Annotated in this window: 14 protein-coding genes; 8 read left to right on the forward strand and 6 right to left on the reverse strand. The window is 47.7% G+C overall.

What is annotated here, in order from left to right; genetic code table 11:
* Nucleotides 1-5: 5 nt before the first annotated feature.
* The 4 genes from C7I86_RS10765 to C7I86_RS10780 are packed head-to-tail and all read left to right on the forward strand — an operon-like array spanning nucleotide 6 to nucleotide 7831.
* Nucleotides 6-3293: a hybrid sensor histidine kinase/response regulator gene (locus C7I86_RS10765; protein WP_010873252.1), complete on the forward strand. Its 3288-nt coding sequence runs from the start codon at nucleotides 6-8 to the stop codon at nucleotides 3291-3293.
* Nucleotides 3293-6421, forward strand: a complete 3129-nt coding sequence (locus C7I86_RS10770; RefSeq protein ID WP_010873253.1) for an alpha-mannosidase — start codon at nucleotides 3293-3295, stop codon at nucleotides 6419-6421. Before C7I86_RS10765 ends, C7I86_RS10770 begins: the two co-directional genes overlap by 1 nt.
* Complete coding sequence (locus tag C7I86_RS10775) at nucleotides 6414-7298, forward strand: ABC transporter permease (protein ID WP_010873254.1); 885 nt, start codon at nucleotides 6414-6416, stop codon at nucleotides 7296-7298. The genes C7I86_RS10770 and C7I86_RS10775 overlap by 8 nt, the downstream gene beginning before the upstream one ends.
* A gap of 47 nt (nucleotides 7299-7345) precedes the next feature.
* Nucleotides 7346-7831 carry an MEKHLA domain-containing protein gene (locus C7I86_RS10780; protein ID WP_010873255.1) on the forward strand — a complete coding sequence of 162 codons (486 nt, stop codon included), beginning with the start codon at nucleotides 7346-7348 and terminating at the stop codon, nucleotides 7829-7831.
* A gap of 90 nt (nucleotides 7832-7921) precedes the next feature.
* Here C7I86_RS10780 and C7I86_RS10785 read toward each other — a convergent pair whose 3' ends face one another.
* Both C7I86_RS10785 and ribE read right to left on the reverse strand, forming a co-directional pair.
* Complete coding sequence (locus tag C7I86_RS10785) at nucleotides 7922-8431, reverse strand: pentapeptide repeat-containing protein (RefSeq protein WP_010873256.1); 510 nt, start codon at nucleotides 8429-8431, stop codon at nucleotides 7922-7924.
* Nucleotides 8432-8691: 260 nt separating this feature from the next.
* A complete protein-coding gene (gene ribE / locus C7I86_RS10790; protein ID WP_010873257.1) occupies nucleotides 8692-9372 on the reverse strand; it encodes a riboflavin synthase in 681 nt (226 codons plus the stop codon).
* 224 nt (nucleotides 9373-9596) lie between these two features.
* Between ribE and C7I86_RS19200 the strand changes: the two genes are divergently transcribed.
* The 4 genes from C7I86_RS19200 (at nucleotide 9597) to C7I86_RS10810 (ending at nucleotide 13202) form a co-directional block, all read left to right on the forward strand.
* Entirely contained in the window at nucleotides 9597-9866 is a 270-nt protein-coding gene (locus tag C7I86_RS19200; RefSeq protein WP_041426016.1) for a hypothetical protein, read from the forward strand.
* 67 nt (nucleotides 9867-9933) lie between these two features.
* Nucleotides 9934-11607: an iron ABC transporter permease gene (locus C7I86_RS10800; protein ID WP_010873259.1), complete on the forward strand. Its 1674-nt coding sequence runs from the start codon at nucleotides 9934-9936 to the stop codon at nucleotides 11605-11607.
* A 49-nt stretch (nucleotides 11608-11656) separates the two neighbouring features.
* On the forward strand, nucleotides 11657-12130 hold the full coding sequence (locus C7I86_RS10805; protein ID WP_010873260.1) for a low molecular weight protein-tyrosine-phosphatase: 474 nt from the start codon (nucleotides 11657-11659) through the stop codon (nucleotides 12128-12130).
* Nucleotides 12131-12218: 88 nt separating this feature from the next.
* On the forward strand, nucleotides 12219-13202 hold the full coding sequence (locus C7I86_RS10810; protein WP_010873261.1) for an ROK family protein: 984 nt from the start codon (nucleotides 12219-12221) through the stop codon (nucleotides 13200-13202).
* A 13-nt stretch (nucleotides 13203-13215) separates the two neighbouring features.
* Here the strand turns inward: C7I86_RS10810 and C7I86_RS10815 are convergent, their stop codons facing one another.
* From C7I86_RS10815 to C7I86_RS10830, 4 genes are all read right to left on the reverse strand, one after another.
* The gene (locus C7I86_RS10815; protein WP_223211275.1) at nucleotides 13216-13719 is read right to left on the reverse strand and encodes a DUF2062 domain-containing protein; all 504 of its coding nucleotides are present in this window, start codon (nucleotides 13717-13719) and stop codon (nucleotides 13216-13218) included.
* Between the two features lie 115 nt (nucleotides 13720-13834).
* Entirely contained in the window at nucleotides 13835-14422 is a 588-nt protein-coding gene (locus C7I86_RS10820; protein ID WP_010873263.1) for an NYN domain-containing protein, read from the reverse strand.
* A 188-nt stretch (nucleotides 14423-14610) separates the two neighbouring features.
* Entirely contained in the window at nucleotides 14611-15171 is a 561-nt protein-coding gene (locus tag C7I86_RS10825) for a Uma2 family endonuclease (RefSeq protein WP_010873264.1), read from the reverse strand.
* Between the two features lie 51 nt (nucleotides 15172-15222).
* The gene (locus C7I86_RS10830; RefSeq protein ID WP_010873265.1) at nucleotides 15223-15492 is read right to left on the reverse strand and encodes a helix-turn-helix transcriptional regulator; all 270 of its coding nucleotides are present in this window, start codon (nucleotides 15490-15492) and stop codon (nucleotides 15223-15225) included.
* Nucleotides 15493-15542: the final 50 nt, after the last annotated feature.

Consider the following 15542-nt stretch of genomic DNA (forward strand, 5'->3'; position numbering starts at 1 on the left):
AAGCAATGACTAGCGATCCCAATCCAGCCCAGGCATTTGAAAATTGGTTTGAGGAGGAAGAGGGGGATGACGCCTTTACTTCCCTCATTGCCGGTGAGGAGACTAACAGTGGGATTGAAGAACTGGATTTTGGCGATTTATTTGAGGGAGAACCCACCGTCATCCAGGGTGAAGGGTTTGGCTCGCCGTCCTCTGGAGAGGAAGATCCGCCGGTCCGCATGACCCTAGATTTTAATTCCCCGGAAGCGGAACTAGACGCTCTCTTTACCGATGAGGATGCCCCCACAACGGCGATCGATCCCTTTGAAAGCTCCAGTTGGCTAGAAATCGACCAGATGATGGAAGCTGATCCCCTGGCTTCCATTCCTGAGACCAATGCCCCCGCTTACCAGACCGCTGGTGGCCTAGATGACAATGACCTAGCCGAATTGCAGGATTTACTAGGAGTAGGGGACGTCGAGCCCGCCATTACCAACCCTGGTTTGCACTCCTTTGCTGGGGCTGATCGGGTAACTCCATTGACAAATGAGGTCCTGCTTTTTGCGGCGATCGATGACTTAGACGGATTGATTAATGCCCCTGTCCTGGACGAAGAATTTTCCTTTACCGAACTAGAGACTTTAATCGATACCCCAGCCCCAAAATCTTTTGCCACCATCAGCCATCCTTTTCGTTTACCGGTGGCTATGGAGGAAGACGAGGATGAATTCAAAGACTTAGAAGCATTATTAGAGCAAGCGGATAGCAGTCTGGGGGGGGGCATAGCCGGCATGGGAGGGGCTCGGCTGCCCGCTCGACCTAGGCAGGTTAAATCCCGTAGTTTTGAGCAAACTATGCGGGTGCCCATCAAACAACTTGACAACCTCAGTAACCTGATCGGGGAGCTAGTGGTCAAACGGAATCGCCTTGAACAGGATCAGGAGCGTTTACGACAGTTTTTGGATAATCTGCTCAACCAAGCCCAAAACCTCAGCGATGTGGGGGGGCGGATGCAGGATTTATACGAAAGAACTTTGTTGGAAGGGGCCCTTTTAGCCAGCCGCAGCACCAACAGCCGTCACCACTCCTCGAAAACCACCTACCCCGATGCCAGGATCACGGCCTCTAGTTCCTCGACCATGAATGACCAGCCTTTGGATGCGCTGGAAATGGATCGATTTACCGGATTTCACCTGCTTTCCCAGGAGATGATCGAGTTAATTGTGCGGGTGCGGGAATCTGCGTCGGATATTCAGTACTTGGTGGACGAGACAGATCAGGTGGCCCGAACCCTCCGGCAGGTGACTACGCAGTTACAGGAGGGAATGACCAAATCTCGCATGGTGCCCTTTACCCAAACCGCCGATCGCCTGCCACGGGCCATCCGGGAAGTGTCCATGAAATTGAATAAAAAAGTCAACCTAGAGGTGGAAGGGGGCGACGTGCTCATCGACAAAATGATTTTGGAGCACCTCTACAATCCCATGACCCATTTGGTTAACAATGCCATCACCCACGGTATTGAAACCCCAGCAGAACGACAAAAATTAGGCAAATCCCCCGAAGGGCATCTAGCAGTGCGGGCCTTTCTCCAGGGCAACCAAACCCTGATCACCGTCTCCGATGATGGAGCAGGGATCAACACGGAAATGGTTAAACAAAAAGCAGTGGAAAAAGGGCTCATTAGCCGTATGGAGGCCCAGAGCCTATCCCAGTCAGAGGTTTATGACCTCCTGTTCCATGCTGGTTTTAGCACCAAGGACACAGCGGACGACTTTGCCGGTAGGGGAGTAGGTCTTGACGTGGTACGCACCAGTCTGATCGATATTCGCGGAGCCATCAACATTGAATCCACTGTGGGCAAGGGCACCACTTTTACCATTCGTTTGCCCCTCACCCTGAGCATTTGCAAAGCCCTTTGTTGCCTGAGCGATCGGGCTCGCATCGCCTTTCCCATGGACGGGGTGGAAGATACCAGGGACTATTTGCCCAAAGACATTGTTACCGATGAGGATGGTCAAAAGTGCGTTAAATACGGCAAGGAAGCCCTGCTTTTACCGCTCTATCCCCTCAAAGATTTGCTCAACTATAACCGGCAATTAAGCCGGGGTAGTGTGTATGGGGGCAAGCAAGAGGAAGATGTGGTGCGGGTCATCATTGCCCGGGGGAGTTCTGGTAACCTGTTAGCCCTCCAGATAGACCAGGTATTAGGGGAAGAAGAAATTGTTATCAAGCAAATTGAAGGGCCCATTCCCAAACCTCCAGGCATTGCCGGGGCTACCGTGCGGGGGGATGGTAGCATCATGCCCATTGCCGATGTTTTGGAACTGATCGAAATTGCCCAGGGTCGTCTCCGCACTGACAGCAGTGGTGGACTATGGCGCAAAACCCTGACCCCCACGGTCAATGAAGTCCACATGGACCCCACTGTGCTAATTGTGGACGACTCCATCACGGTGCGGGAATTGCTCTCCCTCAGTTTCAAAAAAGCTGGTTTCCGGGTAGAACAGGCTAGGGATGGACAGGAAGCCTGGGATCAACTCAAGTCTGGTCTGCCCTGTGACTTGGTCTTCTGTGACATTGAAATGCCCCGCAAAAATGGCTTGGAATTGTTATCGGAACTGCAAGCAGACGAAGAACTATCTTCCATTCCAGTGGCCTTACTCACTTCCAGGGGAGCCGATCGCCATCGTAAAGTGGCGGCCAAGCTGGGGGCAACGGGCTATTTCACCAAGCCCTATACAGAAAAAGACATTTTGGACGCGGCCAACCGGATGTTGAATGGGGAGGTGTTACTCCCCGGCAGTACCCGCAAAACTAATTCCATTCTTTCTCGCTTCAAAAAAGCCCGAGGCAACTTCTCCGAAGAAGCTCCCACCATTGTGAGAAGTAATCCAGGTACCCTACGTTCGACGGTGTTAATTATTGATGACTCGGTGATGGTGCGGGAAATGCTTTCTATGACCTTTAAAAAAGCCGATTACCATACAGAAACTGCTCGGGATGGCCAGGATGCCTGGGAAAAACTCAAGTCTGGCTTACCCTGTGATTTGATTCTCTGTGACATTGAAATGCCCCGCATGAACGGTCTGGAATTATTGGAGCGCATTCAAGAAGATCCCAACCTTTCCCGTATTCCAGTGGCCATGATTACCTCCCGGGGAGCACAAAAAATGCAGCGCATGGCAGCAGAAAAAGGCGCCAAGGGATACTTTGTGAAGCCCTACATTGAGGAAACTTTATTGGAAGCCAGTCAAAGGTTGATAAGGGGAGAAGTGTTGCTAGATTTGGCCGCTCTAAGTGCAGACGAGTAATGACAGAATCGTTGAGTCCCTTACTGCCGGAAATTAGTATCGCCCTGGTGCTGGAACAACTAAGGCGTTTATGTCGGCAAAATTGTCAAAGCCATTGGTATTGCTTACCTGGTGCGCCTTGGGAGATTTCTGATTGGCAAACTTATCCATTGGGTAAAGTTAACGAGAAGGGTTATTTAATTTGGGAAAAAGGCGAAAAAACCCAATGGTTTGCCCAAACTTTTACCGTGCCTAAAGCTTTGGCGGACTATCCTTTAGATGGTTTGACATTGCGGTTAGCTTTAACTTGGTGGGCCAAGGATGCTCAAATTTTTGTTAATGGCGAGTTAGTTCAAGCTGGGGATTTATTTGATTCTAAAGCTAGAGTTTTGTTAACTGATAACTCCCAAATTGGTCGAACATTTACCGTAGCTTTAAAGTTAACTAGTTCCGGCCATGACATTGGTGGATTGATGCAGTCCCAATTAATTTTTGAGCGGAAATATCCTGACCTAGATCCGGGTTTTATTGCTGACGAAATTGAAGTTCTAAGCTTATATTTAGCTCAATTTGAATCAGAAAGACTAGCTCAATTAAGTAAAACTTTAGAAGCAATTACTTGGAATAAAATTTCAGATCAAGAACAATTTGATCAATCATTACTGCAACTTCGCCAGCGGTTACTACTGTTAACTGAAGGACTAAAACAACAACAAATAAATTTACTAGGGCATGCCCATCTAGATATGGCTTGGTTATGGCAGTTGGAGGAGACTTGGGAAGTAGGAGAAAGAACTTTTCAATCAGTCATTAATTTACAAACAGAGTTTGCTGATTTAGTGTTTGGCCACACCAGTCCGGTTTTATACCAATGGATTGAAGAGCATCTACCGGCATTATTTGAGCAAATTCAAGTAGCAATTAAAAAAGGAAACTGGGAACTTTTAGGAGGCATGTGGGTTGAACCAGAAGTAAATATTATTAGCGGTGAATCCTTAGCCCGTCAATTTCTTTATGGCCAGAGGTATTTTGAAGCAAAGTTTGGTCAAATTAGCAAAGTTGCTTGGCTTCCCGATAGTTTTGGTTTTTGTGGTCAGTTGCCCCAAATTTTTCATCAAAGTGGGATCGATTATTTTGTTACTGGGAAACTCCACTGGAACGATACTAATTCCTTTCCCCATGGGGCTTTCCACTGGCGATCGCCGGATGGGACAGAAATTTTCACAGTAATGTCTCCCCCCAACCTAGCTGGAGTAATGGATAATCAACCCTTACCTATGGCTAATTATGCTAATCGTTGGCAAGAGCAAACCGGACTTAAGGAATGTCTTTGGTTGCCGGGGGTGGGAGACCATGGCGGTGGCCCCAGTCGGGATATGTGGGAGATGAAGGAACGGTGGCAAAATTCGGAATTTTTCCCAACTATTAACACAGCCAAGGCTGAACATTTTTTAGCTGGCATTAAACAGAAGTTACAATCAGATCAGTCTTTTCCTATTTGGGAAAGGGAATTATATTTGGAATTGCATCGGGGCTGTTTTACTGTTCATGCTGACCAAAAACTTTATAATCGCCAGTGTGAACATTTACTCTATGAAGCAGAACTTTGGAGTAGTTTTGCTAATTGGTTAGGCGGCTATAGCTACCCCAAAGAAAAACTAGAACTAGCTTGGAAAAAAGTTTTACTAAACCAGTTCCACGATATTTTGCCAGGGACTTCTATTCCTGAGGTTTTTGTTACTGCTAATCAAGCTTGGCAAGAAGTTTACCAAACTACTAATAAAATCATTAATCAAGCACTAAAACATCTCAGTGATCAGATTAATTATCCTAGTTATCACCATGATTCAACCGAACGAGAGACACCACTATTAGTTTTTAATCCTCTCCATTGGTCACAAAGTCAGCTTGTGGAAATTCCCATTCAAGAAGGCAAGCATTATCAAGTTTATGATGGTCAAACAAAAACGTTGGTTAATAGTCAAATTACAGCGGAAGGTAGTCTAATATTTTTAGTTGACTCGCCACCTTTGACTTGTAAGTACTATTGGTTAAAAACAAAAGAGCCTTTATCCAACAGTCAGCAACTTGAATCTTTCAGTCAAGACCCTATTTTGAATAATGGTTTACTCAAAGTTGAAATTAGTTTGGATAATGGGGAAATAGCCAGCATTTATGACTTAGCTAACCAACGCCAAGTTTTGGCTGGCCATGGCAATCAGCTACAATTTTTCCGCGACCAAGGGCAATATTGGGATGCCTGGAATATTGATCCCAATTACGAGCAATATCCTTTATCTTCTGCAAAATTGATCAATTACCAATGGCTGGAACAAGGTCCCCTGCATTGGCGCTTAAGGGTGGTCAAAAAATTTCAGCAATCGGTTTTTACCCAGGACTATTGCTTAACCAAAGATTCTCCATTACTAGAAATTAAAACTGAAGTGGATTGGCAAGAAACCCACGTGATGGTGAAAGCAGCTTTTCCGATCGCTTTGCAAAGTGAATTTTTTACTACGGAAGCTCCTTGTGCTGTGGTTGATCGCCCAACTAATCCCCAAACTGAGACAGAAAAAGCCCAATGGGAAGTACCCCACCAACATTGGTTTTCCTTAACTGATCAAACGGAAAATTATGGGGTTAGTTTGCTTAATAATTGTAAATATGGTTGTGATGTGAAAGATAATTTAATGCGCTTAACTCTTCTGCGTAGTAGCGTGTGGCCAGATCCAAGCGCTGACCGGGGTAAACATAAATTTAGTTATTACTTTTATCCCCATCAAGGAAATTGGCAATCGGCAAAAACGGTAGCCGTGGGTTATGGTATCCATCGTCCTTTGCGGACCTATTTTCCTGAAAATTTCAACCCCTTATCAAGTCAAAAATTATTATCTCCGGGAGAGCCCTGGTTAAACCTTGGCAGCGATAATCTTTGTTTAATGGCTCTGAAGTTAAGGGAAGATTATCCTGATCAATGGGTATTGCGATGTTACGAAATGTCAGGAGAATCAGCCCAATTAGAAGTAATCACAGCTTTTGACCATAGGGTTAAAACAAGGCTAAATTTGTTGGAGGAAGCCCAACCAGAGGAAAATAATAACCATGTTAATCCCTGGCAAATTGTTAGCGTCTGCTTAGCCTATGACTAAAACTTTTCCCCTTTCCGGTCAAAGTGTGGCCATTAACTTACAAAGAAAAATTTTCCAAAAGCCACTAGCTTCCTTGAGCCTAATCACCCTGATCATAATTGTTTTATCGGTGGTTTTTGGTCCAATCTTTTATCGAGTTCCCATTGACCAAATTGATTTTAGCCAAACAGCGGTGCCCCCTAGTTGGCAACATCCCCTAGGAACTAATGATTTAGGACAGGATCAATTGGCTCGGTTACTTATTGGTGGCCGGATTTCTCTAGCAGTGGGCCTCAGTGCCATGGCCGTGTCTCTCACCTTAGGCACCTTAATCGGGGCGATCGCCGGTTATTTTGGGGGGTGGTGGGACGTGATTTTAATGCGGATTACGGACTTATTCTTAGCCCTGCCCCAATTACCTTTAGTGCTACTGGTGGTCTATTTATTTCGGGAGCCGGTCACCAGGGCTACTTCCCCCGAAAAAGGTATTTTCATCTTGGTGGTTTTACTGATTGGTTTGCTCAATTGGATGAGTGTGGCTCGGTTGGTACGGGGCAATATTTTGCGCCTACGGGAAATGGAATTTGTCAAAGCGGCGATCGCCATGGGGGCAGGTTCTAACCATATTATTTGGCGACATTTGTTACCCAATGTGTTGAATTTAATCATTGTGGCCGCTAGTTTGGCCGTCGGCAATGCCATTATTACCGAATCAACTTTGAGCTTTTTAGGCTTAGGATTTCCCCCCGATGTGCCCACCTGGGGCCAGATGCTTTACACCGCCAAGGATTATTTGGAAACGGCACCATTGATGGCAGTTTTTCCGGGCTTAGCTATTTTTATTACCGTTTTAAGTGTTAATTATTTGGGGGACGGCATTGGCATAAAAAATAGTTAATGATGCAACCCTATTGATCAATCTTAGTTAAGCTCAAAATAAATTTCATGATTCGTCCAGTTCCCGATGCTAGTAATCAGTTTTATTTAGACCATATTAATTTACTACGTCAAAGTTATGAGCGCTTAACTGGTAAAACCTTTGGGCCCAGCGGATTAACCGGGGTGGCCCTAGCCCAGGCCGTCTATGAAGCTCCCTACGTAGTAGTTTCCCATGGCATAGAGCCTGACCCAATTTTTAATTATGCTAATCTTACTGCCCAAAAATTATTTGAATTTCCCTGGGTAGAATTTTGTCAATTGCCATCCCGTCAGTCCGCAGAACTTCCTAATCAAACGGAAAGGCAACAATTGTTAGATACCGTCAGCCGCCAAGGTTTTATTGAAAATTACCAAGGTATACGCATTGCCAAGGGTGGTGGCCGCTTTTGGATTAAAAATGTTACCGTTTGGAATCTCTACGACGGCGAAGGGATTTATCGGGGTCAGGGGGCAATTTATAGTGATTGGGAGAATATTGTTGAAAAGCTTTAAAATTTAAAATAGCCCAGACAATTTGCCAAAATATTGGCAATTTTACTCCAGGATTTTCAACTTAAATTAACAATTTTTATACACTTTTAACTATCTGCAACCCAAACTATCCCTGGTAGCTACCCCTGTCACTGGATTAACTCCCTCCGCCCGTTCACACATCAGCTTGACTTGGTAAGCATCAATCACCGCATCGCTGAAGTCGGCCCCGGTGATATCGGTGTCGTAAAAACGGGTGCGGGTGGCGATCGCCTCGGTGAAAATAGTGTCCCGCAGGTCGGCAAAATCCAGGGTAACCCGGTCTACGAGGGAACCACTTAGATTCGCTCCCCGTAAACTGGCATGGAGAAAAACTGCATCGGTGAGGATGGAAAAGCTGAGATCACTGCCCTCAAAATTGCTTTCCCGTAAATCCGCCGCCGCAAATACCGCCTTATTCAAATCCTGGTGGGAAAAATCTGATCGGGCCAGATCTCCGTAGGTATAGTTCACCGTATTGGCTTGGGCCAAGGCCGATGGCGCCCAGAGCAACACCAAGGCGATCGCCAGGATGAGTATTTGTAACCATCGCCGCCAGCTAAAAACGAGGAAAGAAGACATAGGAGCAAGTCTAGGCAAATTTTGCAATATTTTTCCCCAGCCTAGCAAAACAATTGGGTGGAGCAAAGGCAATTTAATTTGATTAAATTTGAATTTAAAAGGCAATTTCTGATCCCAAAATTCTTAGAGCATGTTTCAAAAGCCCCCCTGACCCCCCAAATTTGGGGGGAAACTGAGTGAAACTCCCCCAGTATTGCCGGAGCTTTAGTGGGTCGATTTAGGGGGATAAATACCTAGCCTTGCACTTTTCAAACACTTTCTTAGCCGTAGCCATGTTCCGCCAAAAAGGCTAGATCGATGTCCTTTGTTTGACCCATGGCCCGACCCCGGGACAAAAATCGGGCCGCATATTTACCCAAAATATCCCCCTCTAAATTGACCCAATCCCCCGGCTGCAATAACTGCAAATTAGTTTCGCTGTAGGTATGGGGAATCACGGCCACGTTAAACCAGTCTTCGCCGCAATCCGCCACGGTTAAACTGATGCCATTGACGGCAATACTACCCTTGGGCACCAAATAGGGAGCTAAATATTCCTGCCATTGCTTCTGTAAACTGCCCACTGAGCCGAAGCTGAGCAACCAGGCGTTATTGATTTGTTCATTGCTCAATAATTGCCCTACCCCGTCCACGTGGCCGGAAACAAAATGCCCCCCCACTTTTCCCCCCACCCGGAGGGAAGTTTCAATGTTGACCGCTGTGCGCCTTTCCTTAGCCCGTCCTAAGGTAGTGCGTTGTAAGGTTTCGGGGGAAACGTCGGCAAAAAATCCCTGGTGGGCGATCGCCTCTACGGTGAGGCAAACCCCATCTACAGCAATGCTGTCCCCTAGGGCCATATCCCCCAAAACCCGTTGGGCATCGTTGGGGCTAAGGGAAATTTCCAGGCGATCGGCCCGCTGAGCAGAAAGATAACCGAGGGATTGGATAATGCCAGTGAACACAATGGGACAAACCTTAGAAGATTAATTACAATTGTGCCAGTTGGGGGCCAATGCCATGGCTGGAGGGAGAGTTGCAGCTCGGGGTGGTCAAGGTTAGGGAAACGAGTCTAGAGTTCCCTTGGCATTATCTGGTCTCAATTAAGCATACCTTTGCCTTCGGTCAACCCCGGAAAACGGTCAATACCTTTACAATGGGTACTGTTCTTGTCCGTCGAAGAGATGATATGACTGATAATCCGGAAAAAGACGCATTTCTGTATCCCAAAAGCAAATATTATGGGGATTTCAAACCGGAGAAGCTGGTTTTCAACGCAAATTTGCAAGAATTTGCCCAAAAGGTGAGCGTTATTTGTAACCTAGAGACAGCGGGTAAAATCGAGACGATGGAAGCTTACGAGCGCATTAAGCAACTTTGGAAGAGTCTTAAGGAAAGCAAAAAGGAATTGGGCATTGGGGGAGACCCGTTTAAACCCACTGATCCCCCCAGCAGTTAATTTTCCCTGTTACGGCCTAGTGTTCCTGACCCGGAAGAATTTGCTTTGCCCCTGTGTTTGATTTGCCGTGTTTAATTTTTTGACCGTTCTCCCCTCTCCTCCCAAGGTATTGCTTAATTTTTGGGTGCTGACCAGTTTGCTGATTGCCGTTTGGATTGCGGTGCCGGTAATTTTTGTTTTTCTAGGCATTTTTTCCTGGCAGGGGGAAATTTTCAGTCACCTCTGGGCAACGGTGCTGGGGGAATATATCCGTAACTCTTTAGCCCTGATGCTGGGGGTGGGAGCCGGAGTTTTCGTGTTAGGGGTGGGCACCGCTTGGCTTGTGACCATGTGTCGATTTCCGGGTTGCCGCTGGCTAGAATGGGCTTTATTGTTGCCCCTGTCCGCCCCGGCCTATTTGTTGGCCTACGGTTATAGCAATCTTTTGGACTTTTACGGCCCCGTACAGACCCTACTACGCTCCATCTTCGGTTGGCAATCCGCCCCTGAGTATTGGTTTCCCCAGATCCGTTCCCTTTGGGGGGCGATCGCCATTTTGGCGTTGGTGTCCTATCCCTACGTTTACCTGTTGGCCCGCATTGCTTTTTTAGAACAGGGAGTTTGCACCTTAGAAGCTAGTCGTTCCCTGGGTTGTAATCCTTGGCAAAGTTTCAGTCGGGTGGCTTTACCCCTGGCTCGACCGGCGATCGCCGCTGGCTTGGCGTTGGTGATGATGGAGACTCTGAACGATTTTGGCACAGTGCAATATTTTGGCGTTAATACCTTCACCACAGGTATTTATTCCACCTGGTTCGGCTTTGGGGAAAGGCAAGGGGCCACCCAACTGGCCGCCTTTTTAATGATTTTTGTCTTCTTGTTAGTAGTACTGGAACGCTGGTCCCGCCGGCAAGCCAAGTTTTATCAATCTAGCAGTCCCCACCAAAATCTCCCCCGTTATCAACTCCGGGGCCTAAGGGCGATCGGGGCATTAGCTTTTTGTCTTTTTCCTTTCCTACTGGGCTTTTTAATTCCCGCCAGTTATCTTTTATATCTCACCGTTTCCTATGCCCAGGAGGTCCGTAACAATAACTTCTTTCAACTGGCTTCCCACAGTTTAATTCTCTCCTTCCTCACCGCGGCGATCGCCTTAGTAATTGGTTTAATCCTGGTTTATGGCCAAAGGTTGAGCCGTCAACCCCTCACTTCCTTTGCCGTCAAAGTTGCTTCCATGGGCTATGCCATCCCTGGTTCTGTCATTGCGGTGGGGGTGCTGATTCCAGCGGGCAACTTTGACAATTGGCTGGCTGATTGGTGGGAAAATATGTGGGGCGTAAAAATTGGTCTTCTGCTGAGTGGTACCATTGCCATCCTGGTCTACGCCTATCTGGTCAGGTTTTTGGCTGTGGCCCTGGGTTCCTTGGAAGGCAGTTTGGGCAAAATTAAACCCACTTTGGACGATGCGGCCCGTAGTTTGGGCAAAAGCCCCAGCCAAATTCTCTGGCAAGTACACACTCCCCTCATGACCGGCGGTCTGCTCACCGCTGTGATGTTAGTATTCGTGGATGTCATGAAGGAATTGCCCGCTACCTTGGTAATTCGCCCCTTTAACTTTGACACCCTCGCCATCCGAGTTTACCAATATGCCTCCGATGAAAGACTGATTGAAGCCGCTGCTCCAGCCCTGACCATTATTCTGGCGGGGATGTTGCCGGTGATTTTCCTGAGCGTGCAAATTGCCCGTTCTCGCCCCAGCGAAGGATAAATTTGCCGGATAATCCGTTCAAAATCCGTTTGATTTCGACCTTTTGCCCATGAAATTGTTATTTGTTTGTTTAGGTAACATTTGTCGATCGCCAGCGGCGGAAAATATCATGAACGCCCAGATTGACCAAGCAGGCTTGGGGGCAAAAATTGTTTGCGACTCTGCCGGTACTTCCAGCTACCATGTGGGAGATTCCCCCGATCGCCGCATGACAGAAAGCTTGAAAAAACGGGGTTATCGGGTGCAGGGAAGAGCTAGACAGTTTTTTCCCGAAGATTTTGCAGAATTTGACTTAATTCTAGCTATGGACGGGGATAATTACCGCAATATTCTAGCCCAGGATCCAGCAGGGCAATATCACCATAAAGTAAAAATGATCTGCGATTACACCGAAAAATTTGGCGATCGGGAAGTTCCCGACCCCTATTATGGCGGGCAGGCTGGTTTTGAGCATGTGATTGATTTGCTAGAAGATGCCTGCGGTAATTTGCTCACTAGCTTGGGCAAGGAATTGGTTAATTAGCAAGCGGTTGTTGAACCAAAGGGTTCTTTTTACCTGTGTTTAACAGTTGGAGGAGTATGGGTGAGGCCCATTGTGGTGTTGCCAGCCCGTGCTGGTATGGCTCCCCTGGGGGGTAGAATTAGCAAGATTTTCCCAATTTTCCCTTAATGGCATGAGTTCTCCCTCTTCCATACATCGTGAAGTCATCGGCATTGACATTGGTGGTTCTTCCATTAAGTTTGGCCGGTTCCTGAGCAATGGAGATTGCACCGAGTCCTTGGTTTTGCCCACCCCCCAACCGGCTTTACCCAAGGCAGTTTATGCTCAGTTGGCCCATGGTATTGACCTGTTGAAAAATTCAGCTTGTGTGGCGATCGGTGTTGGGATGCCGGGACCAGCGGACGCAGCAGGACGGGTGGCCCAGTTGGCAATTAATTTGCCCCAGTGGCACGACATTCCTTTGGCGGATTGGTTGGAAGACCATGGACAGTTGCCGACGGTATTGGAGAATGATGCCAATTGTGCTGGCTTGGGGGAAGCTTGGCTCGGAGCGGGCAGGGATTATCGTAATTTTATTTTGCTTACCCTGGGCACGGGGGTGGGGGGGGCGGTGTTTTTAAATGGCAAATTGTTTACGGGGCCCCAAGGAGCCGGGGGGGAATTGGGACTAATTTCCATTGAAACGGAAGGCTATCCTTGCAATAGCGGCAATCGGGGTTCTTTGGAGCAACATGCTTCTGCCCAAACCCTACGGCGGGAAATGAATTTGACCGGCCTGGAATTGGCCCAATTGGCCGCCAAGGGGGATGCGGAGGCGATCGCCTACTGGGAAAAGTTCGGCCAGCGGTTGGGCATGGGCATTGCGAACTTGGTCTATGTGTTGACCCCAGAGGCAGTAATTATTGGGGGAGGGCTAAGCGCCAGCTCCAGTTACTTTTTTCCCTCCATGGCATCGGAAATTGAGGAAAGGGTGCTATTACCTTCCCGTCGGGGATTAAAAATTTTGGTGGCCCAACTGGGTAACCGAGCTGGCATGATCGGTGCGGCCCGCCTAGCCTGGCAAAAGTTGGTTTATCGCACCGATGGCCCTTGAACTATATGAGGAACTAACGACTGCGAATCTTCGACCTCTGTTTACGGATGGCCAGCCAAGTGAAGCTTCTCAAGCCAAAGACATAGGCTGTTAAGCCCACCCCAGCCCCTGCCACCAACGATCCCACAAACAGGGCGATCGCCGCATCGCCACCATACTTTAGTAACTCGGTTGACTGCCAATCTAATTCGCTGAAGGGGATGCCTTCCCGTTGCAACAGCAATAGCCCCAGACGATAGTTAAACCAATAAATCGGCACATAGGTCAAAGGATTACTGATCCAAGTGGCCCCCGCTGCCACAATTTTATTGCCTCGTAGGGGAATGGCCAGCACCAAGGCGATCGCCGTTTGCAGACCGAAAAAGGGAAACATCCCAGCAAAGGAACCCACGGCCAAACCCCGGGCCAAGGCATGGGGAGTACTCTGTAGTCGTAATAGCTTGACGTATAGATAGCGGATTTGTCTTTGCCACAGGCGCCAGTGGCCGGCTTTACGGGGGGGAGTCAAGTTAACCAAGGTGCTTGAGGGGGGTAAGGAGTGGGGAAGATTATCAGTTATTTTAACTAAGATGTTGCTAAATTCCCCATTCCTAAACCGGTCCGGGGCAGAAACCCAATCTTCCATTGCCCCACTAATCGACGCCATAACGCCATTGACTAAGCTTTTCCCGCACTGATGGGTCTAATTTGTGCACCCAGCCCCGTTGCTTTTCCCCCAAGGGTTTACCCTTTGGCGATCGCCGTTGACTCTTTTTGCCGTACTGTTTAGCCTGTTGGCGAACTTGAGCTCGACTTTGATCCACCTCCTGGGCCAGAAGATGGGCCGACATCCATTCTGCACCGTAACCCACCACGGTTAATTGCTGAGCGCGATCGGAGGTGGCGACAATTACCCGACCGGGATACTCATAGGTGTGACGGCGATAATGGGCACAACGCTTTTCAATGAACGTATCGGCAGTCTGGAGCCAGGCAGTGTAGTGGATGGAAAGGTGGGGGCTGGGATGCTCTTGGCTAGCAGGGCTTTGTTGGTACTGAGCATCGAAAACCACTTGGGTTTGATAGCCTTGGTGACTGCTGTAGCTAATCAGTTCATCAATTAGGGTTTGCCGGGCCATCTCCAGCCCAAAGCGTTCACGGGTTTGTTTCAGGTGATTCCATTGGCCGATGATGTTGTAACCATCTACCAGTAGTAGTGCGTTGTAAGTGGGGGGCTTCATGGTGCAAGGAGAAGATCATAGATTGCGGATATGCGGAAAAATCAAAATAATCGACACACCAAAGCCGGGCTCTGACCCAGAAAAAGTTCCCTGGCGATCGCCTTAGCGTTGTGATCGGTCAAAAATGAACGAATCTAAATTTTAACAAAATTTACAAAAATTAAATTTTTCTCCCATAACTCAGCCAATCACATTAGCCAGGCAAAAAGCTCACCAACGGTGACTTGGAAATCTTCAGCAAAGGCTGGAACTGGTATAACTTCAGGTGCTTCATCAACGATCTGGACCTGCTTATCGGGCCGATAAACCAGTAGGGTTTGCTCCTTTGGATCTACGAGCCAGCCCATCTGGGTTCCATGCTCCAGACAGTACAAAATATTTTTAATTACTCGTACTGGACTTTGGTCAGGGGAAAGAATTTCAATAGTCCAATCAGGGGCCAAGTCAAATAGGTCCGCAATTTCTCCTGAATGATCACGGGGAATGCGGTCTTGGGTAAACACAGCAATGTCCGGCACAATGGAGCGATCGCCAAAGGTACAGCGCAGTTCCGAAAGAGCTAATGCCCGCCTTTGGGGACTGAAGACTCGATTTAAATTTGCCGATAATAAGGTTTGCAGGAGGCTATGCTTACCTTTGGGCATCGGCTTTTTTCGAATAGTACCATTAATGTATTCCTGGGCAGGTTTAGTCTCCGGCAATGCCATGAATTCTGCTAAGGATAGTGTCTTTACTGGAGTAGTAACCATAGCTAGGCTTCTTCAGGAAAATGGCCAATCCATCCAATTCACCATACCAATCTAAGACCCACTGCCTTGGCCCGGTAATATACAGCAGTTGACATCATTGAGACAAACCTTGCCCCATTGCAGGGCCCAGCGCACCAATTCCACCCGGTTTTCCGTGTTGGTCTTGGTCAAAATATTACTGACATGGTTATCCACTGTTCTTTTACTAATCTCCAAACGTTCTGACACCTCCTGGTTGGTCAGACCAATCGCCACTAGGTCTAAAATTTCCAATTCACGATCCGATAGGGACGCAGGGGGTTGATAGTTCCCGGCCAGCATGGGTGATTATCCTCAGGTATATTTACTCAGTCGGTAGACTATATTCTATG

Source organism: Synechocystis sp. IPPAS B-1465 (genome assembly GCF_003015225.1).
GTDB lineage: Bacteria > Cyanobacteriota > Cyanobacteriia > Cyanobacteriales > Microcystaceae > Synechocystis.